Origin of the sequence: Insolitispirillum peregrinum (assembly GCF_900156605.1) — a bacterium.
In the GTDB taxonomy this organism is placed as follows: Bacteria; Pseudomonadota; Alphaproteobacteria; order Rhodospirillales; family Rhodospirillaceae; genus Insolitispirillum; species Insolitispirillum peregrinum.
On the sequence record NZ_FTOA01000011.1, the window covers coordinates 68,480 to 86,581 of the forward strand.

The following is an 18,102-nucleotide window of genomic DNA, read 5'->3' on the forward strand; positions in this document are numbered from 1 at the left end:
TTGCTCTTGAACCCGGAGCACCGAAACCCCGAGCCTGCTCGTTTACTGGACATCCGGCCCGCTGACAAGCGTCCAGCGACATGTGCGGACCAAGCCCCCTTTTCTGCCACGGAACCCTGCCAATGATTCTGTCCGCATCCCCCTGGATCAAACGCTTTGCCGACAGTGTTCCAAAGGATCGCCCGATCCTTGATCTGGCCTGCGGCAGTGGGCGGCATGGCCGCCTGTTCCTGCGGATGGGATTGCCGGTGGTGCTGGTCGATCGGGATACGGACAAGGTTCAGGATCTGACCGGCCATCCCCAAATAGAGATCATCACCGCAGACCTGGAAAACAACAGCCCCTGGCCCCTGTCCGGTCGATCCTTTTCCGCGATCATTGTCACCAATTACCTGCATCGACCGCTGTTTCCCGTGCTGCTGCCCTGCCTCGCACCATCCGGCATGCTGCTGTATGAAACCTTTGCCGCCGGAAACGAACAGTACGGTCGTCCCCGCAATCCCGATCACCTGCTACAGCGGGGCGAACTGCTGCGACGGGCACAGGGGGCCGGGCTCGACATCATCGCCTACGAAGACATTCTGGAGCAGCGGGACAGTGAGATGCGCTGCATCCAGCGCATCTGCGCACGCCGCCCGGCATAAAAAAGGAGGGAGCCTTTCAGCTCCCCCCCGGTTCGTCTTCTCGTCAAGCAAAGGCATCTGTCTGTTATTTGCCGTTGCCTTTTTCCGGCTTTTTCGACGGGGCGCACTCGTCGCCCTTGCCTTTGCCCTTACCCGGCTCACAGGCCTCCTTACCGTGATGGTCGCCCCGGCCCATCATCGGGCCCTGATCCATCTCCACGTCCAGAACGCCGTCCTGATTGCTGTCCATCGCCGCAAAGCGCAGGGTCGGCATGGTCAGGAATTCGTCTTTGGTCACCGCGCCATCGCTGTTGATGTCCAGCGCCCGGAATTCAGCCGCCTTGTGAGCGGTCATCAGATCACGTTCCGCCTGGCTCGCGCTGGCCAGCCAGACATCCATCCGCTTGGCCATCCGGTCCATCGCCGGTTTGGCGGCCTGCCATTCATCCAGGCTGATCTTGCCGTCCTTGTTGGTGTCGATATCGCTGAAACGCTTCAGTTGCGGGGCCAGAAACTCGTCCTTGCTGATCACGCCATCCTTATTGCTGTCCAGCATCAACAGACGACCTTCACCATGGCCCCCCATCATCACCATCGGGGCGTCAGGCCCACCATCCGGTCCACCATTTGGCATCGCGTGAGCCGAGCCAACGGCGGTGATTGCCACCATGGCGGCAATGGCGGAAATAATAAAGGGGTGCGAGAATTTCATCTCCGGTCTCCGTTCGGAAGGCGCTGGCCAATTCCACAAAAGGGGCCGCGCTGATGAAGACCGTTATAGGCCTGTGCCGTTGAATGCTGTCTGAACCTGCTGTTTATCTGTTGTTCAGGAAAGGCCGAAGACTTTCAGGGTGATCTTTCTGTTTCACCCACAGCACAAATGCCTTAGGCTAAGCCCTTCTGTTTCCTGTCCTCTGCGGAGAATGAGCCATGCGAGCCCGTTCCATTTTGTCCCTCGGGTCTGCTACCGCTGCCGCCCTGTCGTTGTTTGTCCTGTCAACCTCTCCGGCCCATGCGCTGGATGGCAGCCTTGCAACGTCGTTCATCAAGTTGATGATGACCTCGTGCATCAAGAACATGAAAGCCAATCAGGGCAAAGACCCGATTCCTGACGCGAAAATCAACGGCTATTGCTCGTGCCTTGCCACCTCGACCGCCAAAGAGCTTGATGACAGCGAAGTGCAGAGCTACATCAGCAGCGGCGGAAAGGCGACCGTCCACATGCAGTCGATGAACGCCCGCATCAACCGCGACTGCACCAAAAGATACCTGCAAAAACAATAAGGTCAGTCGCAAACAAATAAAAGACAGCCATAGAATTGACGGAACGGTTGCCCTGTTGGTCATTTGGAACTATACCAGAGCCTCCATTCCTGAACTGTTGGTTGATCTCTGTATGTCTCGCCGCACCGCCAGCATCAAAGCCAGCCCCGCACGCCCGTCAAAAAAACGCGACCATCTGGTCACTGTTGCCGAATCCCTGTTTGATCGCGATGGGTTCCATGGCACGGGCGTCGACCGCCTTGTCGCAGACTCCGGCATTGCCCGGATGACGTTCTACAAGCACTTCCCCACCAAGAATGCTCTGGTGCTGGCCGTGCTGGAACAACGGGACAGCCGTTTCTGGGCGGCGCTGGAAGATGGCTGCCTGCTGCACCAAAGCAAAGGCACCCATCCGGTGCTGGCGATCTTTGATGCCCTTGGCGACTGGCTGGATCATGACGGTGCCCACGGATGTCTGGTGTTGCGGGCCCTCGGCGAATTTGTCGGCCATGACCTGACGCTGGCCGGTGATGCCGCCTTTCGCAAGCGCAAGAGCGGCCCGTGGGTCGCCCAGCATCTGACCGCCGCCGCCATCGAACAGGCGGAAACCCGTTGCTGGGATCTGGTTCTGCTGATGGAAGGCGCGATGGCTCTGGCCCCGGTGGTCGGTGGCCGCGATGCCGCCGGACAGGCCCGCCATGCCGCCAGCGCCCTGCTGTCGGCATGGGCTGACGGCACGCCAAAAGGATAAACCGGCGACCACATCACAGAGGATGCCGGACAGGCTGCAGGCCGACCCGTGATGGAACGACCCGCACCAGCCCCTTGCATTCCAGATCAGCGTGCGTTGAATCTGACGCAGGCACGCTGGTCTGACCTTATGGTCTGTCAGCGAATAAACCCGCCATCGCCGACTTCCATCTGGAACTGCCCGGACTTTGTACGGTCGCGCGGGCTGTCCAGCGTGGTTACTGGCGGCTTGGCAGCCGAGGGGAACGGCAGCCCCGAACGATCCAGCGCAGCAATCGAGGCAAAGAACGGCGGATAAGCGGTTGCCTCGTTCAGCGGCCAGACCTGGAAGAACACCTGTCCCTGATGGCATCCACTGACGGTCCACCACAGTTCGTCGCTGTTCAGGCGCGTCCCTGCCCGGGCCGTGTCAAAGGCACCAGAGTGCGCCAGCGTCTCCCACAGCGCCTTCTGCTCGGTCGCAGACATCGGGACCATGATGTCAACGCCAGACAGACGCTCCTGCAGCGAATCGAGGGTGAACCCCTGGTTGACAATATAGCTGGTCAGCACTTTTTCCTTCAGCTGCCCGTCGGACTGGGCTGTTCCCAGCTCGTAAACACGCACCTGATCGTCATAGCGACCATTAAAAACGAGACGGAATTGATCCGGCGCGCCCGCACGACAGGCCGTGCGCAGATCATCACCGTTCAAATAGGAAAACCACGACGCCTTGCGGACCAGCGGGTTGTCCGATGTGCCTGTGCTGCTACAGCCTGCCACACCTGCCAGCGCCAGAATGCTGACCATCGCAGCAACGGCGCGCCTCTGAGCGCGTAACACCTTCATTTACTCATGCTCCTTTTGACCCTGCCAGCGCAGCGTCCAACAAAGATGCCATCACAACCATTCCCCGTTGGCCGGCATCTCATACCCACCTTTGCGCTGCAGTGTGCCTCTGTTTTTCAGAACTTTCTACAAGACAATCGACCATGGACTCGGAGTCGTGTTTTACTTATGGTATCTCTCCTGAACGCCCCCTGACAGTCTTGCCCAGAAGAGGTTTCAAGTGATCGAAAACGCCGGTTGGAACACCGAAAGGATCGTTCGCCCAGCCCTGCGTCCTGCACGCACAGCTCTGGCCGTAAACCTGCGTTACAGTCTTGCACTTGCCTTGCTGACCATAACCTTGCTTGCCTCGACAACCGGCGGGGCGTGGGCCAGGTATGCGTCAATCATCATTAATGCCCAGACCGGGCAGGTCCTGTGGGAAAAGAATGCGGATGACCGCAACTATCCTGCCTCGCTGACCAAGATGATGACCCTGTACATGCTGTTTGATTCCCTGGAAAAAGGGAAAACCCGCATGACCAGCCAGATGGGCGTTTCCTCGCACGCCGCCGCACAGGCTCCATCCAAGCTGGGATTGCGACCGGGCTCCAGCCTGCGGGTGGAAGACGCCATCAAGGCGCTGGTCACCAAATCCGCCAACGACGCCGCAGTGGTGATCGCCGAATACATCGGCGGTGACGAAGCCACCTTTGCCCAGATGATGACCAATCAGGCCCGCCGGCTGGGTATGACGCAAACCACCTTCCGCAATGCCTCGGGGCTGCCCAATCCGGGACAGATGTCGTCGGCCCGCGACATGGCCACCCTGTCGATTGCCCTGCAACGCAATTTCCCCCAGTACTACCACTATTTCTCGCTGCGGGCCTTTGACTACAACGGAACGGTCATCCCGACCCACAACCGCGTTCTGCTGAATTATCCCGGTGCTGACGGTCTGAAGACCGGCTTTATCGCCGCCTCGGGTTTCAACCTCGCCGCATCGGCCAACCGCAACGGCGTCCGGCTGGTCGGGGTGGTGTTCGGCGGCAAGACAGCCAGCTGGCGCGATCAGCACATGATGGACCTGCTGGATGACGGCTTTCGGGTTGCCGGTGGCATGGCCCGTCGGGGCACGCCGGTCCCCGAGGACGACGACAACGCCCGCAAGGCTCCCAAGGTCGCGGCAGCCCCCGAAGTCACCAAGCCCGCCGTTGTCGCCAAGGTTGAAAAGACCAGCACCCAGCCCAAAGCCAATGCTGGCGGCCAAACCCAGCTCCCCAATACCCTGAAGAACAGCTGGGGCATCCAGATCGGCGCCTTTTCCAGCCTGAGCATCGCCCAGAATCAAGCCGCCACGGCCGCCAGTCGCATCCGCAGCCAGGCCAAAAGCGTTCAACCCGCCGTCACCTCGGCCAAATCCGGAGCCAGCACCCTGTACAGGGCGCGCGTTCTGGGCCTCAGCAGCGAACAGACCGCCCGGAGTGCCTGTAACACACTCAAGGGCAAGGAAAAGAGCTGCGTCATCATCCGTCCGGGTGCCACAGAAATGGCCTACCTGCCGTAATCACCATCAGGACTCGTGTCCCAACGAGCGCGAAAACAGGTGGATCACCAGAATTCCACTGATGATCAAGGTCATCCCCAGCAAGGCCGGGGCGTCAAGACGCTGGTTAAAGACAACCCAGCCGATCGCACCGGTCAGGGCGATTCCCAGCCCTCCCCAGATGGCATAGGCCAGCCCCAGCGGCATGCCTTTCAAGGCCTGCGACAGACAATAGAACGACAGCGCATAAAGGACGGCCATCGCCACTGTTGGCCCCAGCCGGGTGAACTGTTCTGATTTTTGCAGGAACGTTGTTCCGGTGACTTCGCTGACAATTGCGGCGGCCAGCCAGCCATAGGCACTTGATATCATCAGGATTTGCTCTCGGGACGCAGATGCTCAACAAAGATACCAACCAGATGGTATCTTTGTTGAGCAGGCACAATCCCCGATTCCATGGAGATGCCCCATCAGGGTCAGCCCCCACCGAATGGCGTTACGGCCCCCCTGGACTGGGGGGAGCAAACATCTGTCGGATCATTTGATTGATCAGGGCTTCGAACTGCTTGTCTCCCGGCTGGTTCGGATAGATCACCGAGCCCCGGACAGCAGCTTCCATCTCGCCGTCATTACAGAACACCGCCAGCACCACCAGATGATCACGGGTCTGGTGTTCTGCCGGAGCCACTCCCTGACACATCTGACGTGGATCATAGCCATCCGGCGGGTCGAACACAAAGCGCAGGCGGAATTTGGTCTCCATCGCCCGCCGCTCATCGCCAGTCGTACTCAGGGTGCGATAGCTGATGCTGTTGCGAACCATCCCCGCCAGGGTTTCACTGAACCACGTCTGTCCGACCGAGAACGGATTGTTCAACGGCTCGACCAGCAAGGCCCCCCGCGACGCAACATAGTCAAGATAGGTCGATGCCTGACCGCTGCTGTAAAGAACTGTCGAAACAGGGGCATCCTCGCACGCCCCCAGCAGGGACGAGGCCAGAACAGCAAGTCCGGTGATCACGCGGCGCAGCATGGATGGTCTCCGGCAACAGCACAGCACAATGATAAAAAAGTACTATGGAACAACAAGGTATATGACATGGCTAAAAGTATAGATAAAGATAGCTTATCAAACAATGAAGACCGCCCCCGCATCCCCCATATGGTCTATCCGGCCATCTTTTCATCCATGCGGGCGACCGGCATGTACCATGCCGGTGTCATTCCGGCCTCGGCCCGCGCGGCATCATTGAAGGGGGGCTTCAGACCGCCCTTGTAATGCCGCCCCAGTTCGGTCGCAAACAGTGCGGCAGGGTCAGTCCCCTGCCGCTCGGCCACCAGCGTCAGCCAGCGGACTCCGGCCGCCACATGAGTAATCTCGTCACGATAAATGATCTGCAGGGCATCGGCCATTGCCTGCTCTCCCTGCGCCTGCAAACGGGCCAGAGTCGGTGGCGTGGTATCAAGCCCCCGCGCCTCGTGGGTGCAAGGGACAATGGCCAGACGGGCGCTCAGGCTGTGGGCGGTCTGCTCCGCCGCCTGCCACAGACCGTCATGGGCAGGAAATGCCCCATAGTGTTCGCCCAGACCGATCAGCATCTGTTCCAGCATCTGGTAATGCAAAGCCTCATCGACGGCAACCTGCACCCAGTCATCGTAAAAAGCGCGGGGCAAGTCCTGATCGGTAAAGCGGGCCACGATGTCCCACGCCAGATCGACCGCGTTCAGCTCGATATGACACAGGGCGTGGATCAGCGCCGGTCGGCCCTTGCCCGGCCCGGTGGACCGCTTTGGCATGTCCTTGGGCGGCAACAACTGCGGATGTTCCGGGCGCGCCGGACGGTCCGGCGGCGGGCAACATCCAACCCCTGCAATGCGCCCGGCAGCCCAGGCATCGGCAATCAGTTTTGTCAGGGCACATTTGTCTGCCGGGGAGGACGTCGTCAGCACCAGAACGGCCGCCTCGGCCAATGTTGCAGGCAGATGCTGTTCAGAAAGATCGGTGCAGGCAACAACACTCATCGACAATCTCTTTTGCAGACAGGGGTCACAGGGCAGATCCAGCACAAAAGCAATGATTGCCCTCTTGGCGCTGCAACAGGCCATTGCTATTCTGTCACCGCAAACGATGCGCTGGAACACAGACAACAGCATGCGGCCCACCACAGGATCAACGCAGCATGCTCTAACAGCTATGGGTAACAGGGACAATGATATTTGGGGGATTGGGTCTGCGCAGCATGATGCTTGCCAGCATCTGCGCATTTGGGATGGTTGTTGCAGCCGGATCAGCACAGGCCAATGAACGCAGACAGGAAATGGCGTCGTTGCCCGATGCCGAAATTCACAAGACGGCTGACTATGTTTTTGTTGAGAAGGGAAAACGCCGCCTGACCGTCTGGCGTGACGGCGGCCTGCTGGCGACGTTCCCGGTTCGTCTGGGACGCACCCCGACCGGCGCCAAAAGCCGGGAAGGCGATGGCCGCACCCCCGAAGGCGTCTACAGCATCGATTACCGCAAAAGCGACAGCAGCTTTTACCGGGCCTTCCACATTTCCTATCCGTCACCGATGGATTCCGTGATAGCGCAAAAGCAGGGAGTCAGCCCCGGCGGAGCGATCATGATTCACGGCCTGCCCAACGACGCCGACAAGGACGCGGCCAAGCGCATCCACAAATACGTCGATTGGACCGAAGGCTGCATTGCAATGACCAACAGCGAGATTGACGAGCTGTGGCAGATGGTCCCGCCGGGGACACCGATCGAAATCATCCCCTGATTTTTTGTGGGGCAGGATGGAATGAGGGTGGATTACGCTCCACCCTCGTCTTCCAGCAAGGCACAGATCATTGCCAGCAGGCGGCTGCGCTCGGCAGGCATCGGCAAACGATAAACTCCGCGTGCCCCTGCCGGGGTCGGCCCGAACGGAGCCTCGGCATCGGCTGGGGGCAGGATATGCAGAATTGGCACCAGCGGATCGACCCGCCGGACCGCCTGCACAACCCCGCTTCCCCGCTCGATCACCTCGGCCCGCGCCACATTCTCGGCGTCAATCAGCACCAGTTGAACGGCCTTGCTGCGCAACAGGCCGACGGCTTCCTCGTCCTTGCTGGCCACCAGCACATCCAGCCCTTTGGCAATCAGCGCCGCCCGCAGCAGGGACGATTGCCCGGTTTCACTTTCAATCAGCAGTATCCGCCAGGCATTGGCCGCATCCGGCACGGTCCGCATCTGGTTCTCCACCGGCTCGACACGCCGGGGCTGCTCCGCCAGCGGCCCGGCCAGCACGGCCCCGGTCTCCAGAGGCAGGCGGATTTCAAAACAGGCCCCTCCCTGCTCGTCATTGCGGGCACTCAGGCTGCCGCCCATCGCGGTGATGATGCCATAGGCCACCGACAACCCCAGCCCGGCCCCCTGCCCAATGCTTTTGGTGGTAAAGAACGGCTCGAACAAACGATTCGACAGACTGGCCGGAATGCCACCACCGTTATCACTGACCACGATGTGCAGATCCCCACCCACCACGCGCCCGGACAAGCGGATAAAACCGCGTGGCGGAACACCGGCGGCGAGCGGCAGGCTCCGCTGTTCACGATAGCCCTTGCCCAGATGGCCGAGCACTGAATCCTTGGCATTGGACAGCAGGTTCACCAGCACCTGTTCCAGCTGGACCGCCCGCCCCTTGACCGCTGCCCGCTGAGGTGGCAGATCAATGCGCAGCTCGATACCGGCATCCGCACATTGTCCCTGCATCACTTGCCCGGCCACCGCCACGGCGGTGATACCATCGAAAATGTGAACCGGAGCCGTATCCCGCTGCGAGAAAATGCGGATGTGTTCCAGAATTTGCCCCATCCGGTCCGCCTGGGAGGCAACCCGCTGCAAGGCGGCATGAATGGCCGGAGGCACAGAAGACACACCGCCATCGGCTTCGGATCGTCCTCCCGCCCGGGCAATCCCCGACGCCAACCACCCGGCATCGCTTTCCTGCGCCACCGCCCGCCTCAGGGCCGGACTGAGCACGGCGTCTTCGGCCCGCAACCGGCCATCGCGCGCTTCCAGTTCGAGCAGCGCCCCTTCAACCGACATTTTGACGATGTTCAGCGGCTGGCTCAGTTCATGCGCCATCCCGGCCGGCATTTCCCCCAGCGTCGACAATTTGGCAGCCTGCGCCAACTGGGCATGCAGGGTGGCACTTTCCGTCACATCCTGAATGACGCAGTCCATCCGCCCAACGCTGCCATCTTCCTCCAGAACGCACTGCCCTTCGTGATGCAGATGGCGTACCGAGCCATCATGACGGCGAATCCGGTAATCAATGGAAAAAGCCTGCCCATCCTCCAGCGCCTTTCCGACCACGATGGCCGTGCGCGCCCGGTCTTCCGGGTGGACGAGGGTCAGGAACATCTCATAGCTGGGGTTGGCGGCAGAGCCTCGCCCCGTTGAGCCGGACAATCCGCAGATGCGGGCCAGCTCGGCTGACCACCACATGCGGTTATCGCGCAACGACCATTCCCAACTGCCGATATGGGCCAGGGACTGCGCATGCGACAGATGCGTTTCGGCCGCCCGGTAACGCTGTTCGCTTTGGTGCAACGACCGCAGATAGACACTGACCTGCCGGGCCAGAAACAACAGGGCAAACACGCCACTGCATCCCACCAGCACCAGCGTCAGCGCCCGCGCCCCCCAACTGGCAAAGGCATCCCGCGCCGGAACGCCGACCACCACCACCAGCGGATAATCGGCCAGCGCCGCATAACCATAGACAAACGGTGCCGTCCCCCCCAGCGAGAACATGCCCGGCGGCTGGCTCGTTTCGACCCGACTGTCCAGACGGGCAGCCAGATCACCGTTTTGCCCCCAGTACAGCCCTTGCGATGCCTGTTCCAGCAAACGCCTGAACAGCAACGATCCGCGCCATGACCCCGCCGCCCCGGCAACCCGATAGGGGGCCCGGCCAATGACCTCGCCATCTCGCCGCAGCACAACCATTTCACTGCTGTCAGCCATGTCGAGCGCACGGTAAAACCCGCCGAAGACATTGGGATCGAGCGTGGCTACCACCCAGCCCCGGACGGTTTGCCCCTCGCCATAAACGGCGCGGCTGACAAAGACCCGGCGTTCTCCGCCATGCCCCTCGCCGGTTCCTTCCGGCGTCACCGGGATCGCATAGGGCGGCGAGATGACCACCGCCCCCAAACGCATGCCCTGCCCCGGCGTTTCCCGCGCATCGCCGGCAATCACCACCACCCCGTCCTGTTTCACCGGCGGGGGAGCAGCCTGTGGCAAACCTTGCAGATAACGGTATAGCTCGGCGGACGAGAGACCATCGGCATCGCCCACCCTCTCCAGCGTCTCGCCATCAGCCGAAACGATCGACAGAGTGCGGACATAGGGCGGCAACAACGATGCCTGCGGCAATTGTGCCCGCTCTCCGGTCTCGATGCCATGCCCAACGGTCACCAGCAGGCGATCGACCTCGGCAAAGGACCGGGCCACCGACTCGCGCAGGGCCAGAGACAGGCTGCGGGCGGTCTGCTCAACGCCAACCCGCACCCGCTGGTGATCGAAATCGGCCACGGCATAAAGCACCATCCCCAGAGAGACCACCACCACGAGCACACCGCCCAGCAATGGCCGTTGCCACAGCGAATGCCCCAGCCCCCACCAGCGTTGACGCCAGCGGAGCAGGGTTTTCGCCATCGGCGCCAGCCGGGGCCATGTCATCCCGCGAGCCATCCCTGTCATACTCCGTTGCAGCGTTTCCCGACCCCTTTTAGCAATCATACGGCTTCCGGACCATTTCTTTAGGGGTTCATAAGAGCACCAGCCCTTATACCGATGGCAGATCACCATACCCCAATACCCACGGCATGGTCAGGTCAAGGCAAGGCATCCCCCGCGCCACCCTACCAAAAAAGGCCGCCCCGGTCTCCCGGAGCGGCCACCAAGGTTATCGGCAAATGGAGGTGTGCCCCAGAGCGGGCAACATCTCGAACGGGACCGGTGTTTCGCCAGTGGAACGGGTCGGAGAGACCACCTGCCCCGTGCCTACAACAGCACACTCCCGCAACACCAGCTTTGACAATTCGCAACGTCTCGGGAACTCTGTCGAAAATCAGATACCGTTTTTCCGTCGCCACCAGCGCAAGAGTACCTGAACCCATGCCCGCATCCCCCGAAGACTTCAGCGATGGCAAACCGTTGCGTTCCGGCTGGACGACGGGCGCCTGCGCCACCGCCGCCACCAAGGCCGCCTGCATGGCCCTGTTCGGGGATGGCTTCCCCGACCCGGTTTCCATCACCCTGCCACGCGGTGAAACCCCCAGCTTTGCCCTGTCACTGACCGAACGCGGTGACGGCTGGGCCCGGGCGGCGGTGATCAAGGATGCCGGAGACGACCCCGACGTGACCCATGGGGCAACCATCATCGCCACCGTCCGCCACGCCCCGACGGGGAGTGGTATTGTCTTTCGTGCCGGAACGGGCGTCGGAACGGTCACCAAACCCGGCCTGCCCCTCCCCCCCGGAGAACCGGCCATCAATCCGGTGCCCCGCCGCCTGATGAGTGCCGAGGTCGTCGCCATCACCAACCGCCACCGCTGCCCGGCCGATCTGGAAATTGAAATCAGCGTCCCGAATGGTGCGGCGCTGGCGCTGGCCACCTGGAATCCCCGGCTGGGTATTCTGGGCGGCCTGTCCATTCTGGGCACCACCGGGGTGGTGGTCCCCTATTCCTGCTCGGCCTGGATTCATTCCATCCAGCGCGGCATCGACGTTGCCCGCGCCACCGGCCTGTCCCATGTGGTGGCCAGCGTCGGCAACACCTCGGAACGGGCAGCCCTCACCCTGACTGGCCTGCCCGCCGAAGCGGTCATCGACATGGGGGACTTTGTCGGCGGCATGCTGAAGTATCTGCGACGTCACCCCCTGCCCCACGTCATCATTGCCGGAGGTTTCGCCAAACTGTCAAAGCTGGCCAGGGGAGCAATGGACCTGCATTCGAAACGCTCGCAGGTTGACCTGCCGTATCTGGCCGACCATCTGCGCCGTCTGGGAGCGGACGAGGCGTTGATTGCCCACGCCATGAGCGCGAATACCGCCCTTGAAGTGCTGGAGATGTCACGGTCTGCGGGCTTGCCGCTGGGCGATGCCATCGCCGCCGACGCCACCCGCGCGGCCAGCGACGTTCTGGACCGGGACGACGTGGCCGTCAGCGTGCTTGTCTTTGACCGCAAAGGGGTGTTGGTCGGTCGTCACCCTGCCGCCACGCCCTGATCACGGCAAACCATGCCGGAATAACCACCGCTCAGGCCATTGCCATAAAAAAATCATCAAAATCAAAGATTCCTCTTGCAGGCTTCCGTCAGGCTCGGTATACACCCGTCCACGCAATCGAGAGCGGGTGTAGCTCAGTTGGTTAGAGTGCCGGCCTGTCACGCCGGAGGTCGCGGGTTCGAGCCCCGTCACTCGCGCCACTCTCGAACGAAAAAAGCCGTCCTTCCCGTAAGGACGGCTTTTTTGTTTCCCCCCAACATCAGCACGTACGGATAACCTGTTGAACGGGCAAATTCTTTTGCCTCCGACGGTCAGTGATTTTTTTTCATGGCACGGCGCATTTTTCTCTTGCGTCTCCCATTCCAGACCGCTATAAACCGCCCACGCAATCGAGAGCGGGTGTAGCTCAGTTGGTTAGAGTGCCGGCCTGTCACGCCGGAGGTCGCGGGTTCGAGCCCCGTCACTCGCGCCACTCTCGAACGAAAAAAGCCGTCCTTCCCGTAAGGACGGCTTTTTTATTGCCCGCTTTTCACACCAGAGCGTTTTCCGTGCCGCATTTTCCGAGCCGTTGACCGTAAACGGTCAACTTGAAAATGCTCCCTACTTTTAATGCCGCATTTTCCGAGCCGTTGACCGTAAACGGTCAACTTGAAAATGCTCTCTACTTTTAATGCCGCATTTTCCGAGCCGTTGACCGTAAACGGTCAACTTGAAAATGCTCAGGACCCCGAATGTCATTTTTTTTTGCGTTTCAGTGCATTTTTGTCTTACACATTTGCCCGCAAGCAGGTATAAACCGCCCACGCAATCGAGAGCGGGTGTAGCTCAGTTGGTTAGAGTGCCGGCCTGTCACGCCGGAGGTCGCGGGTTCGAGCCCCGTCACTCGCGCCACTCTCGAACGAAAAAAGCCGTCCTTCCCGTAAGGACGGCTTTTTTATTGCCCTTGTTAAAAAAATACATGAAAATACACAAACGACCCCTGATAATCATTCCCCAAAAGGGGCATATCCAGTAAAGCATCCGTCCAAACTGCCGAACGCTCCAGCTCCCGGGAGACCCGCCATGTCTGATGTGGCCAGCAGCACCTCTGCCTCCAGCCTCCCCCGCGAACCACGCCCGATGCTGCGGGTTTGCTATCTGGGGCTGGGGTGGATTTTTGTCGGCCTCGGGCTACTGGGGGCCGTGCTGCCCCTGTTGCCAACCACACCGTTCCTGCTGCTGGCCGTCTGGGCCTTTGCCCGCTCCAGCCGCCGCCTGCACGACTGGCTGTATCATCATCCCCGCTTTGGCCAGTCGCTGCGGTCGTGGCGTGATCACCGGGTGATTTCGTGGCGGGCAAAAACCGCCTCCTTGTCGATGATGAGCCTCAGCATGGTCTATGTCGCCATCCTGACCCCTTCGCCGGTCTGGGCCAAGATGCTGACCGCCCTGTGCCTGTGCAGCGTCGGGGCATGGATCGCCACCCGCCCCAGCGCTCCCCCCAGTCCGTCCCGGCGCCCGGTCAGTGGGCCAGAAACGCCGTAACCGCATCCGTCTGCCCTGCCACATCATGGAGCAGAGCTCCACGGTCCTGTTTTCTTTGTGTCGTGTACTGTGGTCAGATTTAACGCACGCCGGTCTAACCTTTTAATCTGTCGCAGTAATTTTGCGCAAAACCGGTTCCCGCTTTTGCGCTCACTGCTCTAAAAAAGAAACCCGGAAATATCGAGGTCGCCCTCCCTGGCAGAAACCGGAGCAGGTTCGGGGGCATGTGGCATTTCGCTCAGGTCTTCCCCCAGCAGTGCGGCATGGACACCGCGCTCACTCAGCATGGTGTAATGATCGCGCAGGAACGCCAGCAACGTCTGCTGCTCATCCCGAGGATCTCCCTCGCAGGGGTAGCTGGCGGTTTTGCGCTCCACCTCTTCCAGATTGAACAGCACGCTTTTAAGACCAGCCTGCAGGCGGGGCCGCAGGGTAAAGGTCTGCAAGGTCTTGTCAATGAACCGGGTCAACTCGCGGGCCTGTTGCTGGATCGCCGTCAAGTCCCGCGATGAACTGCTGCCGACCTGATCAAGCGAGTCGATCGACGAGCGCAGAACCTTGTCCAGATGCCCGATCAGCACCCCGTCACTGCTTTTCTCATGACTTTCCAGAATCAGGGTTTCCTGACTGATCACCCCAAGCTGACCGGAAATCTGGGCTGCGGTTGTCCGCGTCTGCCGGGCACTGCTCTGCAATTCCCCCGCCACCACGTTCAACGACCGCCCACGGGTTCCGATGCTGCCACATTTCAGCGAGGCATTCAGGCCAATCAGATGCATTTCGGCATCGATGTCATGGATGGCATGCAACGTCCGGCTCATGGCATCGGCCATCCCCCGCACCCGCAACAGGCTTTCGTCGGTTTCCTGACGTGCCCGGCGGTAATGCTCCAGAATGGTTTCGGTCTGTTTCAGATCCCGTTCCATATCGAGCAAAAAGCCCCCATGGTCCTGCTGGTCGGCACCGTGCAGGGCATGAACCTGTTCCTGCACACCCTCCATCAGGTCACCCAGCCGCCGCAGGTTCTGTTCAACATCGGCAACCCGATCATCCAGTTCCTGCCGGATCGCCTGCACCTGATGGATTTGCAGATGACTGACCAGATGGCACAACCGGCCCACCTGCATCATCGACAACGGCTGATCGACCTGTTCGCCTTTCAGTACGCGGGCAACGGTATCAACGGCCTGCTCGATGTGCTCCAGCCGCTGGCGGATCATGTCACCAACCTGCAGCCCCGACACCACATGACCGATGGCTTCATCGGTCTGCCGCAACACCCACGATAGCTGATCAATGGTCTGGCGGGCACTGTCTTGCCGGGCGTGCAAGGCTTGCACCGCCCCGGTCAGGCGACGGTTGATCGCATCAAGCTCGGTGCGGTGCTGACCATGGAACTCGACCTGCAGGGAAATCGACCGCGCCAGCAGGGTCCGCAACTCTTGCAGGATCAGGAGGATATTGCGGACCGTATCGCTACCCCGTGTCACCAGACTGCCGATTTCGCGGGTAAAGACACTGAAATCAATCCCCAGATCGGCCACCAGCGCGGCTTCGATCCGCGCATTGATCGACAACATTTTCACATGGGAAATGATCTTGCCCTGATCGGTCAGGGCTCGCTGAATATCGGCGGCCGCCTGATCAATGCGCTGTAATCCCAGATTTTGCTCGCTGCGGTCAGACAAGAGGCGGTTCAGCGATTGCAGATCCTGTTCAAGCTGAACGATGGTCGACAGCAGCCAGTCGGCATTAAACATGCCCACCAGATCTCCGGCTGTCGCGGTCAGGCTGCGCACCGTCGAGCGTGCTTGCGACAGTTGCTGGCCGATAAACAGACAGTCCTGTTCGCATGGCTCATACAGCAGGCGCAAATCCCGCATGATCGTCGCCAGAGGCGCATCCAGATCAGGCAGCGGACGACCCGGCATCAGGCTGACTGCGGGAGAAGAGCTCATGCAATTTCCTTATTTCTCGGCAGCCGTGTGCCGTAGCGGACGCACCGTATTGACCGGACGGACCCACACATCGCCAGTCGCGGTTACCATTTTCAGCATCATCCCATGCGGTCGCATCACCAGTTCGCGCACCACCTGTAGTCGATATTCTGCCAGCAAAATGCGGGCTACCGCAACGTTGACCTGTCCGACATAGGGACGATTCTCCTCGTCGTTCCGCTCGGGGAGGGACAGAACGGAATTACCGCCAAACAGCTTGACCTGAATGGTCTGGCGACGGGCGCCCAGGGATTCCATGCGGGCCAACAGGGCTTTCAGCGCCCCTGCCGCCGCCCGGGTTGACTGGGGGTCGCTGGCCGGAGCGTGGGGAATGGCAAAATGGTTCATGCCGCCAACACTGCTCATCGGGTCAAACAGGCACATGGCAACGCACGATCCCAGAATGGTGGTGATGACATGTGGCGTTGCCGAGGCGAACACTTCGCCCGGATGCAAAAAGGACGACGAGACGTGCTGTTCCAACCCGCTTTCGGGTGACAGGAACAACGTGACCGGTTCAGGAATGGCGGGCATGTCATCTTCATCCATGGTGAGGCTTGGGCGCAGAGACCGCAGACAGGCGCAAAATGGCCGCCGGAATGGCCGACAGGGGCAGGCTTTCGTCAACGGCCCCCAGCTTCACGGCCTCTTTCGGCATTCCGTAAACGATACAAGAGCTTTCATCTTCAGCGATGGTATAGGCACCCGCCTCCCGCATTTCCAGCAAGCCACGGGCTCCGTCATCGCCCATCCCGGTCAACAGCACTCCGAGTGCATTTCCTCCAGCGCAACGGGATGCAGACCGAAACAGTACATCAACCGAAGGGCGATGGCGACTCACCAGTGGCCCTTCACGGACCTCAACCGAGTAACGAGCCCCATTCCGTTGCAACAGGGTATGGCGATTGCCGGGCGCAATCAATGCCTGTCCCCGCAGCACCGGATCGCCATTGGCAGCTTCCTTGACCTTGATGGTACACAGACTGTTCAGACGCTCCGCAAAAGCGCGGGTAAAGTTTTCCGGCATGTGCTGGACGATGACGATGCCGGGACAGTCGGCAGGCAGAGCCTCCAGCAGCATGCGCAACGCTTCGGTGCCTCCCGTCGAAGCACCGATACACACCACCGTATCGGTTGTCACCTGTACCCGCACAGGGCCCAATGTCGGAGGCAGAACCGCATCAGCAGTCAGCTTTTGTGTCGGGACCATTTGCCGCACGCGCTTTAACCGCTGCACATCGATCTGGGCTGCGGCCTTGACCGTCTCCCGGATGGCAATGCGGGAGTCCAGCAGAAACTGTCTGGTTCCGATCTCGGGTCTGGCAATCACATCCACCGCCCCGGCCTCGATGGCCTGCAGGGCTGCCCCACTGCCATGCTCGACCAGTGATGAACAGATGACCACCGGTAAAGGGTGCTGTTCCATCAGCTTGCCGAGAAACGTCAGCCCATCCATCCGGGGCATTTCCAGATCAAGCGTCACCACATCGGGAACATCGGTCTGCATCCGACGAGCCGCTACATAAGGGTCACTGGCGGTACCAATCACCTCGATGTCAGGGTCCTCGTCCAGCAACGCCGCCATTGTTTCCCGCACCGAAGCAGAATCGTCGATGATCAGAACCTTGATGCGGCGGGATCCCCGGGATGTGGCAGGCATTGTTATCCTCAACAGTGACACGCGAACACAGACTGCCGGCGCAACGGACCCCACCGGGAACGAAATGAGATGTTGACACAACGCCTCAAGAACACGGTGTTGTGTCTCCTGACGAGAGCATTGTGCGTTAAATATGACGCCACAGTACACGACAAAAAGGAAACAGGATCATGGAGCCGCTGCTCCATGCCTCGCCGGGGCCTTAAGGCCCTGGACCTCATTCATTTGATATTGAAAGAAAAAATTGGGGTTCGGGGCCGGAGGCCCATGTTGAAGTTCGGGGCCGGAGGCCCATGTTGAAGTTCGGGGCCGGAGGCCCCGGGCAATTCAGGCGGCAGCCTGCGCTTTTCCCACCAATCGTTAGAGCGTGTTCACACTGAGCGAAAACGCTCTCTGTTTTTAGGGCCGCATTTTCCGGGCCGCTGACCGGAGACGGTCAACTTGAAAATACTCTAATGCTCACCGCGCTGCAGCAAGGCTGCCGGCAGGTCATCGGCATCAAACAGGCTGTTGACGTCCAGCACGATCACCAGCGCCCCGTTCCGCCGCCCCAGCCCGATCACCGCCTGCGATTGCCATGCCATGCCGATATCGGGCGGTGGCTCAACGTTGGTCTGGTCCAGCGCCGTCACCTCGAACACCCGATCGGC

Annotated in this window: 17 protein-coding genes and 3 tRNA genes; 10 read left to right on the forward strand and 10 right to left on the reverse strand. The window is 60.6% G+C overall.

From position 1 onward, the window contains the following. The first annotated feature begins 122 nt into the window (after window positions 1–122). A complete protein-coding gene (locus BW995_RS19225) occupies window positions 123–644 on the forward strand; it encodes a class I SAM-dependent methyltransferase (protein WP_076402056.1) in 522 nt (173 codons plus the stop codon). Between the two features lie 64 nt (window positions 645–708). Here the strand turns inward: BW995_RS19225 and BW995_RS19230 are convergent, their stop codons facing one another. Then, window positions 709–1,335: an EF-hand domain-containing protein gene (locus BW995_RS19230; protein WP_076402057.1), complete on the reverse strand. Its 627-nt coding sequence runs from the start codon at window positions 1,333–1,335 to the stop codon at window positions 709–711. Between the two features lie 218 nt (window positions 1,336–1,553). Between BW995_RS19230 and BW995_RS19235 the strand changes: the two genes are divergently transcribed. Continuing rightward, window positions 1,554–1,907: a hypothetical protein gene (locus BW995_RS19235; RefSeq protein WP_076402058.1), complete on the forward strand. Its 354-nt coding sequence runs from the start codon at window positions 1,554–1,556 to the stop codon at window positions 1,905–1,907. A gap of 112 nt (window positions 1,908–2,019) precedes the next feature. Then, complete coding sequence (locus tag BW995_RS19240; RefSeq protein WP_076402059.1) at window positions 2,020–2,637, forward strand: TetR/AcrR family transcriptional regulator; 618 nt, start codon at window positions 2,020–2,022, stop codon at window positions 2,635–2,637. 137 nt (window positions 2,638–2,774) lie between these two features. Here the strand turns inward: BW995_RS19240 and BW995_RS19245 are convergent, their stop codons facing one another. Then, a complete protein-coding gene (locus tag BW995_RS19245; protein ID WP_076402060.1) occupies window positions 2,775–3,464 on the reverse strand; it encodes a hypothetical protein in 690 nt (229 codons plus the stop codon). Window positions 3,465–3,804: 340 nt separating this feature from the next. On the opposite strand from BW995_RS19245, the gene BW995_RS19250 reads away from it, so the two are divergent. Beyond that, window positions 3,805–5,010: a D-alanyl-D-alanine carboxypeptidase gene (locus tag BW995_RS19250; RefSeq protein WP_245821546.1), complete on the forward strand. Its 1,206-nt coding sequence runs from the start codon at window positions 3,805–3,807 to the stop codon at window positions 5,008–5,010. Between the two features lie 6 nt (window positions 5,011–5,016). On the opposite strand, the gene BW995_RS19255 is transcribed toward BW995_RS19250, so the two are convergent. The 3 genes from BW995_RS19255 to BW995_RS19265 all read right to left on the reverse strand — a co-directional run bounded on the left by BW995_RS19255 (window position 5,017) and on the right by BW995_RS19265 (window position 7,011). Next, window positions 5,017–5,361, reverse strand: a complete 345-nt coding sequence (locus tag BW995_RS19255) for a DMT family transporter (protein WP_076402061.1) — start codon at window positions 5,359–5,361, stop codon at window positions 5,017–5,019. Between the two features lie 124 nt (window positions 5,362–5,485). After that, window positions 5,486–6,022: a hypothetical protein gene (locus tag BW995_RS19260; protein ID WP_076402062.1), complete on the reverse strand. Its 537-nt coding sequence runs from the start codon at window positions 6,020–6,022 to the stop codon at window positions 5,486–5,488. A 134-nt stretch (window positions 6,023–6,156) separates the two neighbouring features. Next, window positions 6,157–7,011, reverse strand: coding sequence for a ferritin-like domain-containing protein (locus BW995_RS19265; protein WP_076402063.1), 855 nt, complete (start codon window positions 7,009–7,011; stop codon window positions 6,157–6,159). Window positions 7,012–7,259: 248 nt separating this feature from the next. Here BW995_RS19265 and BW995_RS19270 point away from each other — a divergent pair, with 248 nt between their 5' ends. Beyond that, window positions 7,260–7,769, forward strand: a complete 510-nt coding sequence (locus BW995_RS19270; RefSeq protein ID WP_217696149.1) for a L,D-transpeptidase family protein — start codon at window positions 7,260–7,262, stop codon at window positions 7,767–7,769. Between the two features lie 32 nt (window positions 7,770–7,801). Here the strand turns inward: BW995_RS19270 and BW995_RS21265 are convergent, their stop codons facing one another. After that, a complete protein-coding gene (locus tag BW995_RS21265; RefSeq protein ID WP_076402065.1) occupies window positions 7,802–10,732 on the reverse strand; it encodes an ATP-binding protein in 2,931 nt (976 codons plus the stop codon). 426 nt (window positions 10,733–11,158) lie between these two features. Between BW995_RS21265 and BW995_RS19280 the strand changes: the two genes are divergently transcribed. The 5 genes from BW995_RS19280 (at window position 11,159) to BW995_RS19300 (ending at window position 13,795) form a co-directional block, all read left to right on the forward strand. Next, on the forward strand, window positions 11,159–12,271 hold the full coding sequence (locus tag BW995_RS19280; RefSeq protein WP_076402066.1) for a cobalt-precorrin-5B (C(1))-methyltransferase: 1,113 nt from the start codon (window positions 11,159–11,161) through the stop codon (window positions 12,269–12,271). A gap of 123 nt (window positions 12,272–12,394) precedes the next feature. Next, window positions 12,395–12,471: transfer RNA gene (locus BW995_RS19285), tRNA-Asp, on the forward strand. Window positions 12,472–12,666: 195 nt separating this feature from the next. Beyond that, window positions 12,667–12,743 (forward strand) — tRNA-Asp (locus BW995_RS19290). Window positions 12,744–13,085: 342 nt separating this feature from the next. Beyond that, window positions 13,086–13,162 (forward strand) — tRNA-Asp (locus BW995_RS19295). Between the two features lie 171 nt (window positions 13,163–13,333). Beyond that, complete coding sequence (locus tag BW995_RS19300) at window positions 13,334–13,795, forward strand: YbaN family protein (protein ID WP_175617135.1); 462 nt, start codon at window positions 13,334–13,336, stop codon at window positions 13,793–13,795. 158 nt (window positions 13,796–13,953) lie between these two features. Here BW995_RS19300 and BW995_RS19305 read toward each other — a convergent pair whose 3' ends face one another. The 4 genes from BW995_RS19305 to BW995_RS20910 form a co-directional block, all read right to left on the reverse strand. Beyond that, window positions 13,954–15,753, reverse strand: coding sequence for a methyl-accepting chemotaxis protein (locus BW995_RS19305; protein ID WP_076402067.1), 1,800 nt, complete (start codon window positions 15,751–15,753; stop codon window positions 13,954–13,956). 9 nt (window positions 15,754–15,762) lie between these two features. Beyond that, entirely contained in the window at window positions 15,763–16,326 is a 564-nt protein-coding gene (locus BW995_RS19310; RefSeq protein WP_175617136.1) for a chemotaxis protein CheD, read from the reverse strand. Between the two features lie 7 nt (window positions 16,327–16,333). Further along, window positions 16,334–17,452: a protein-glutamate methylesterase/protein-glutamine glutaminase gene (locus tag BW995_RS19315; protein ID WP_076402069.1), complete on the reverse strand. Its 1,119-nt coding sequence runs from the start codon at window positions 17,450–17,452 to the stop codon at window positions 16,334–16,336. Window positions 17,453–17,904: 452 nt separating this feature from the next. Continuing rightward, window positions 17,905–18,102: chemotaxis protein CheW (locus BW995_RS20910; RefSeq protein ID WP_407656337.1), on the reverse strand; the 198-nt coding region annotated here is incomplete at its 5' end.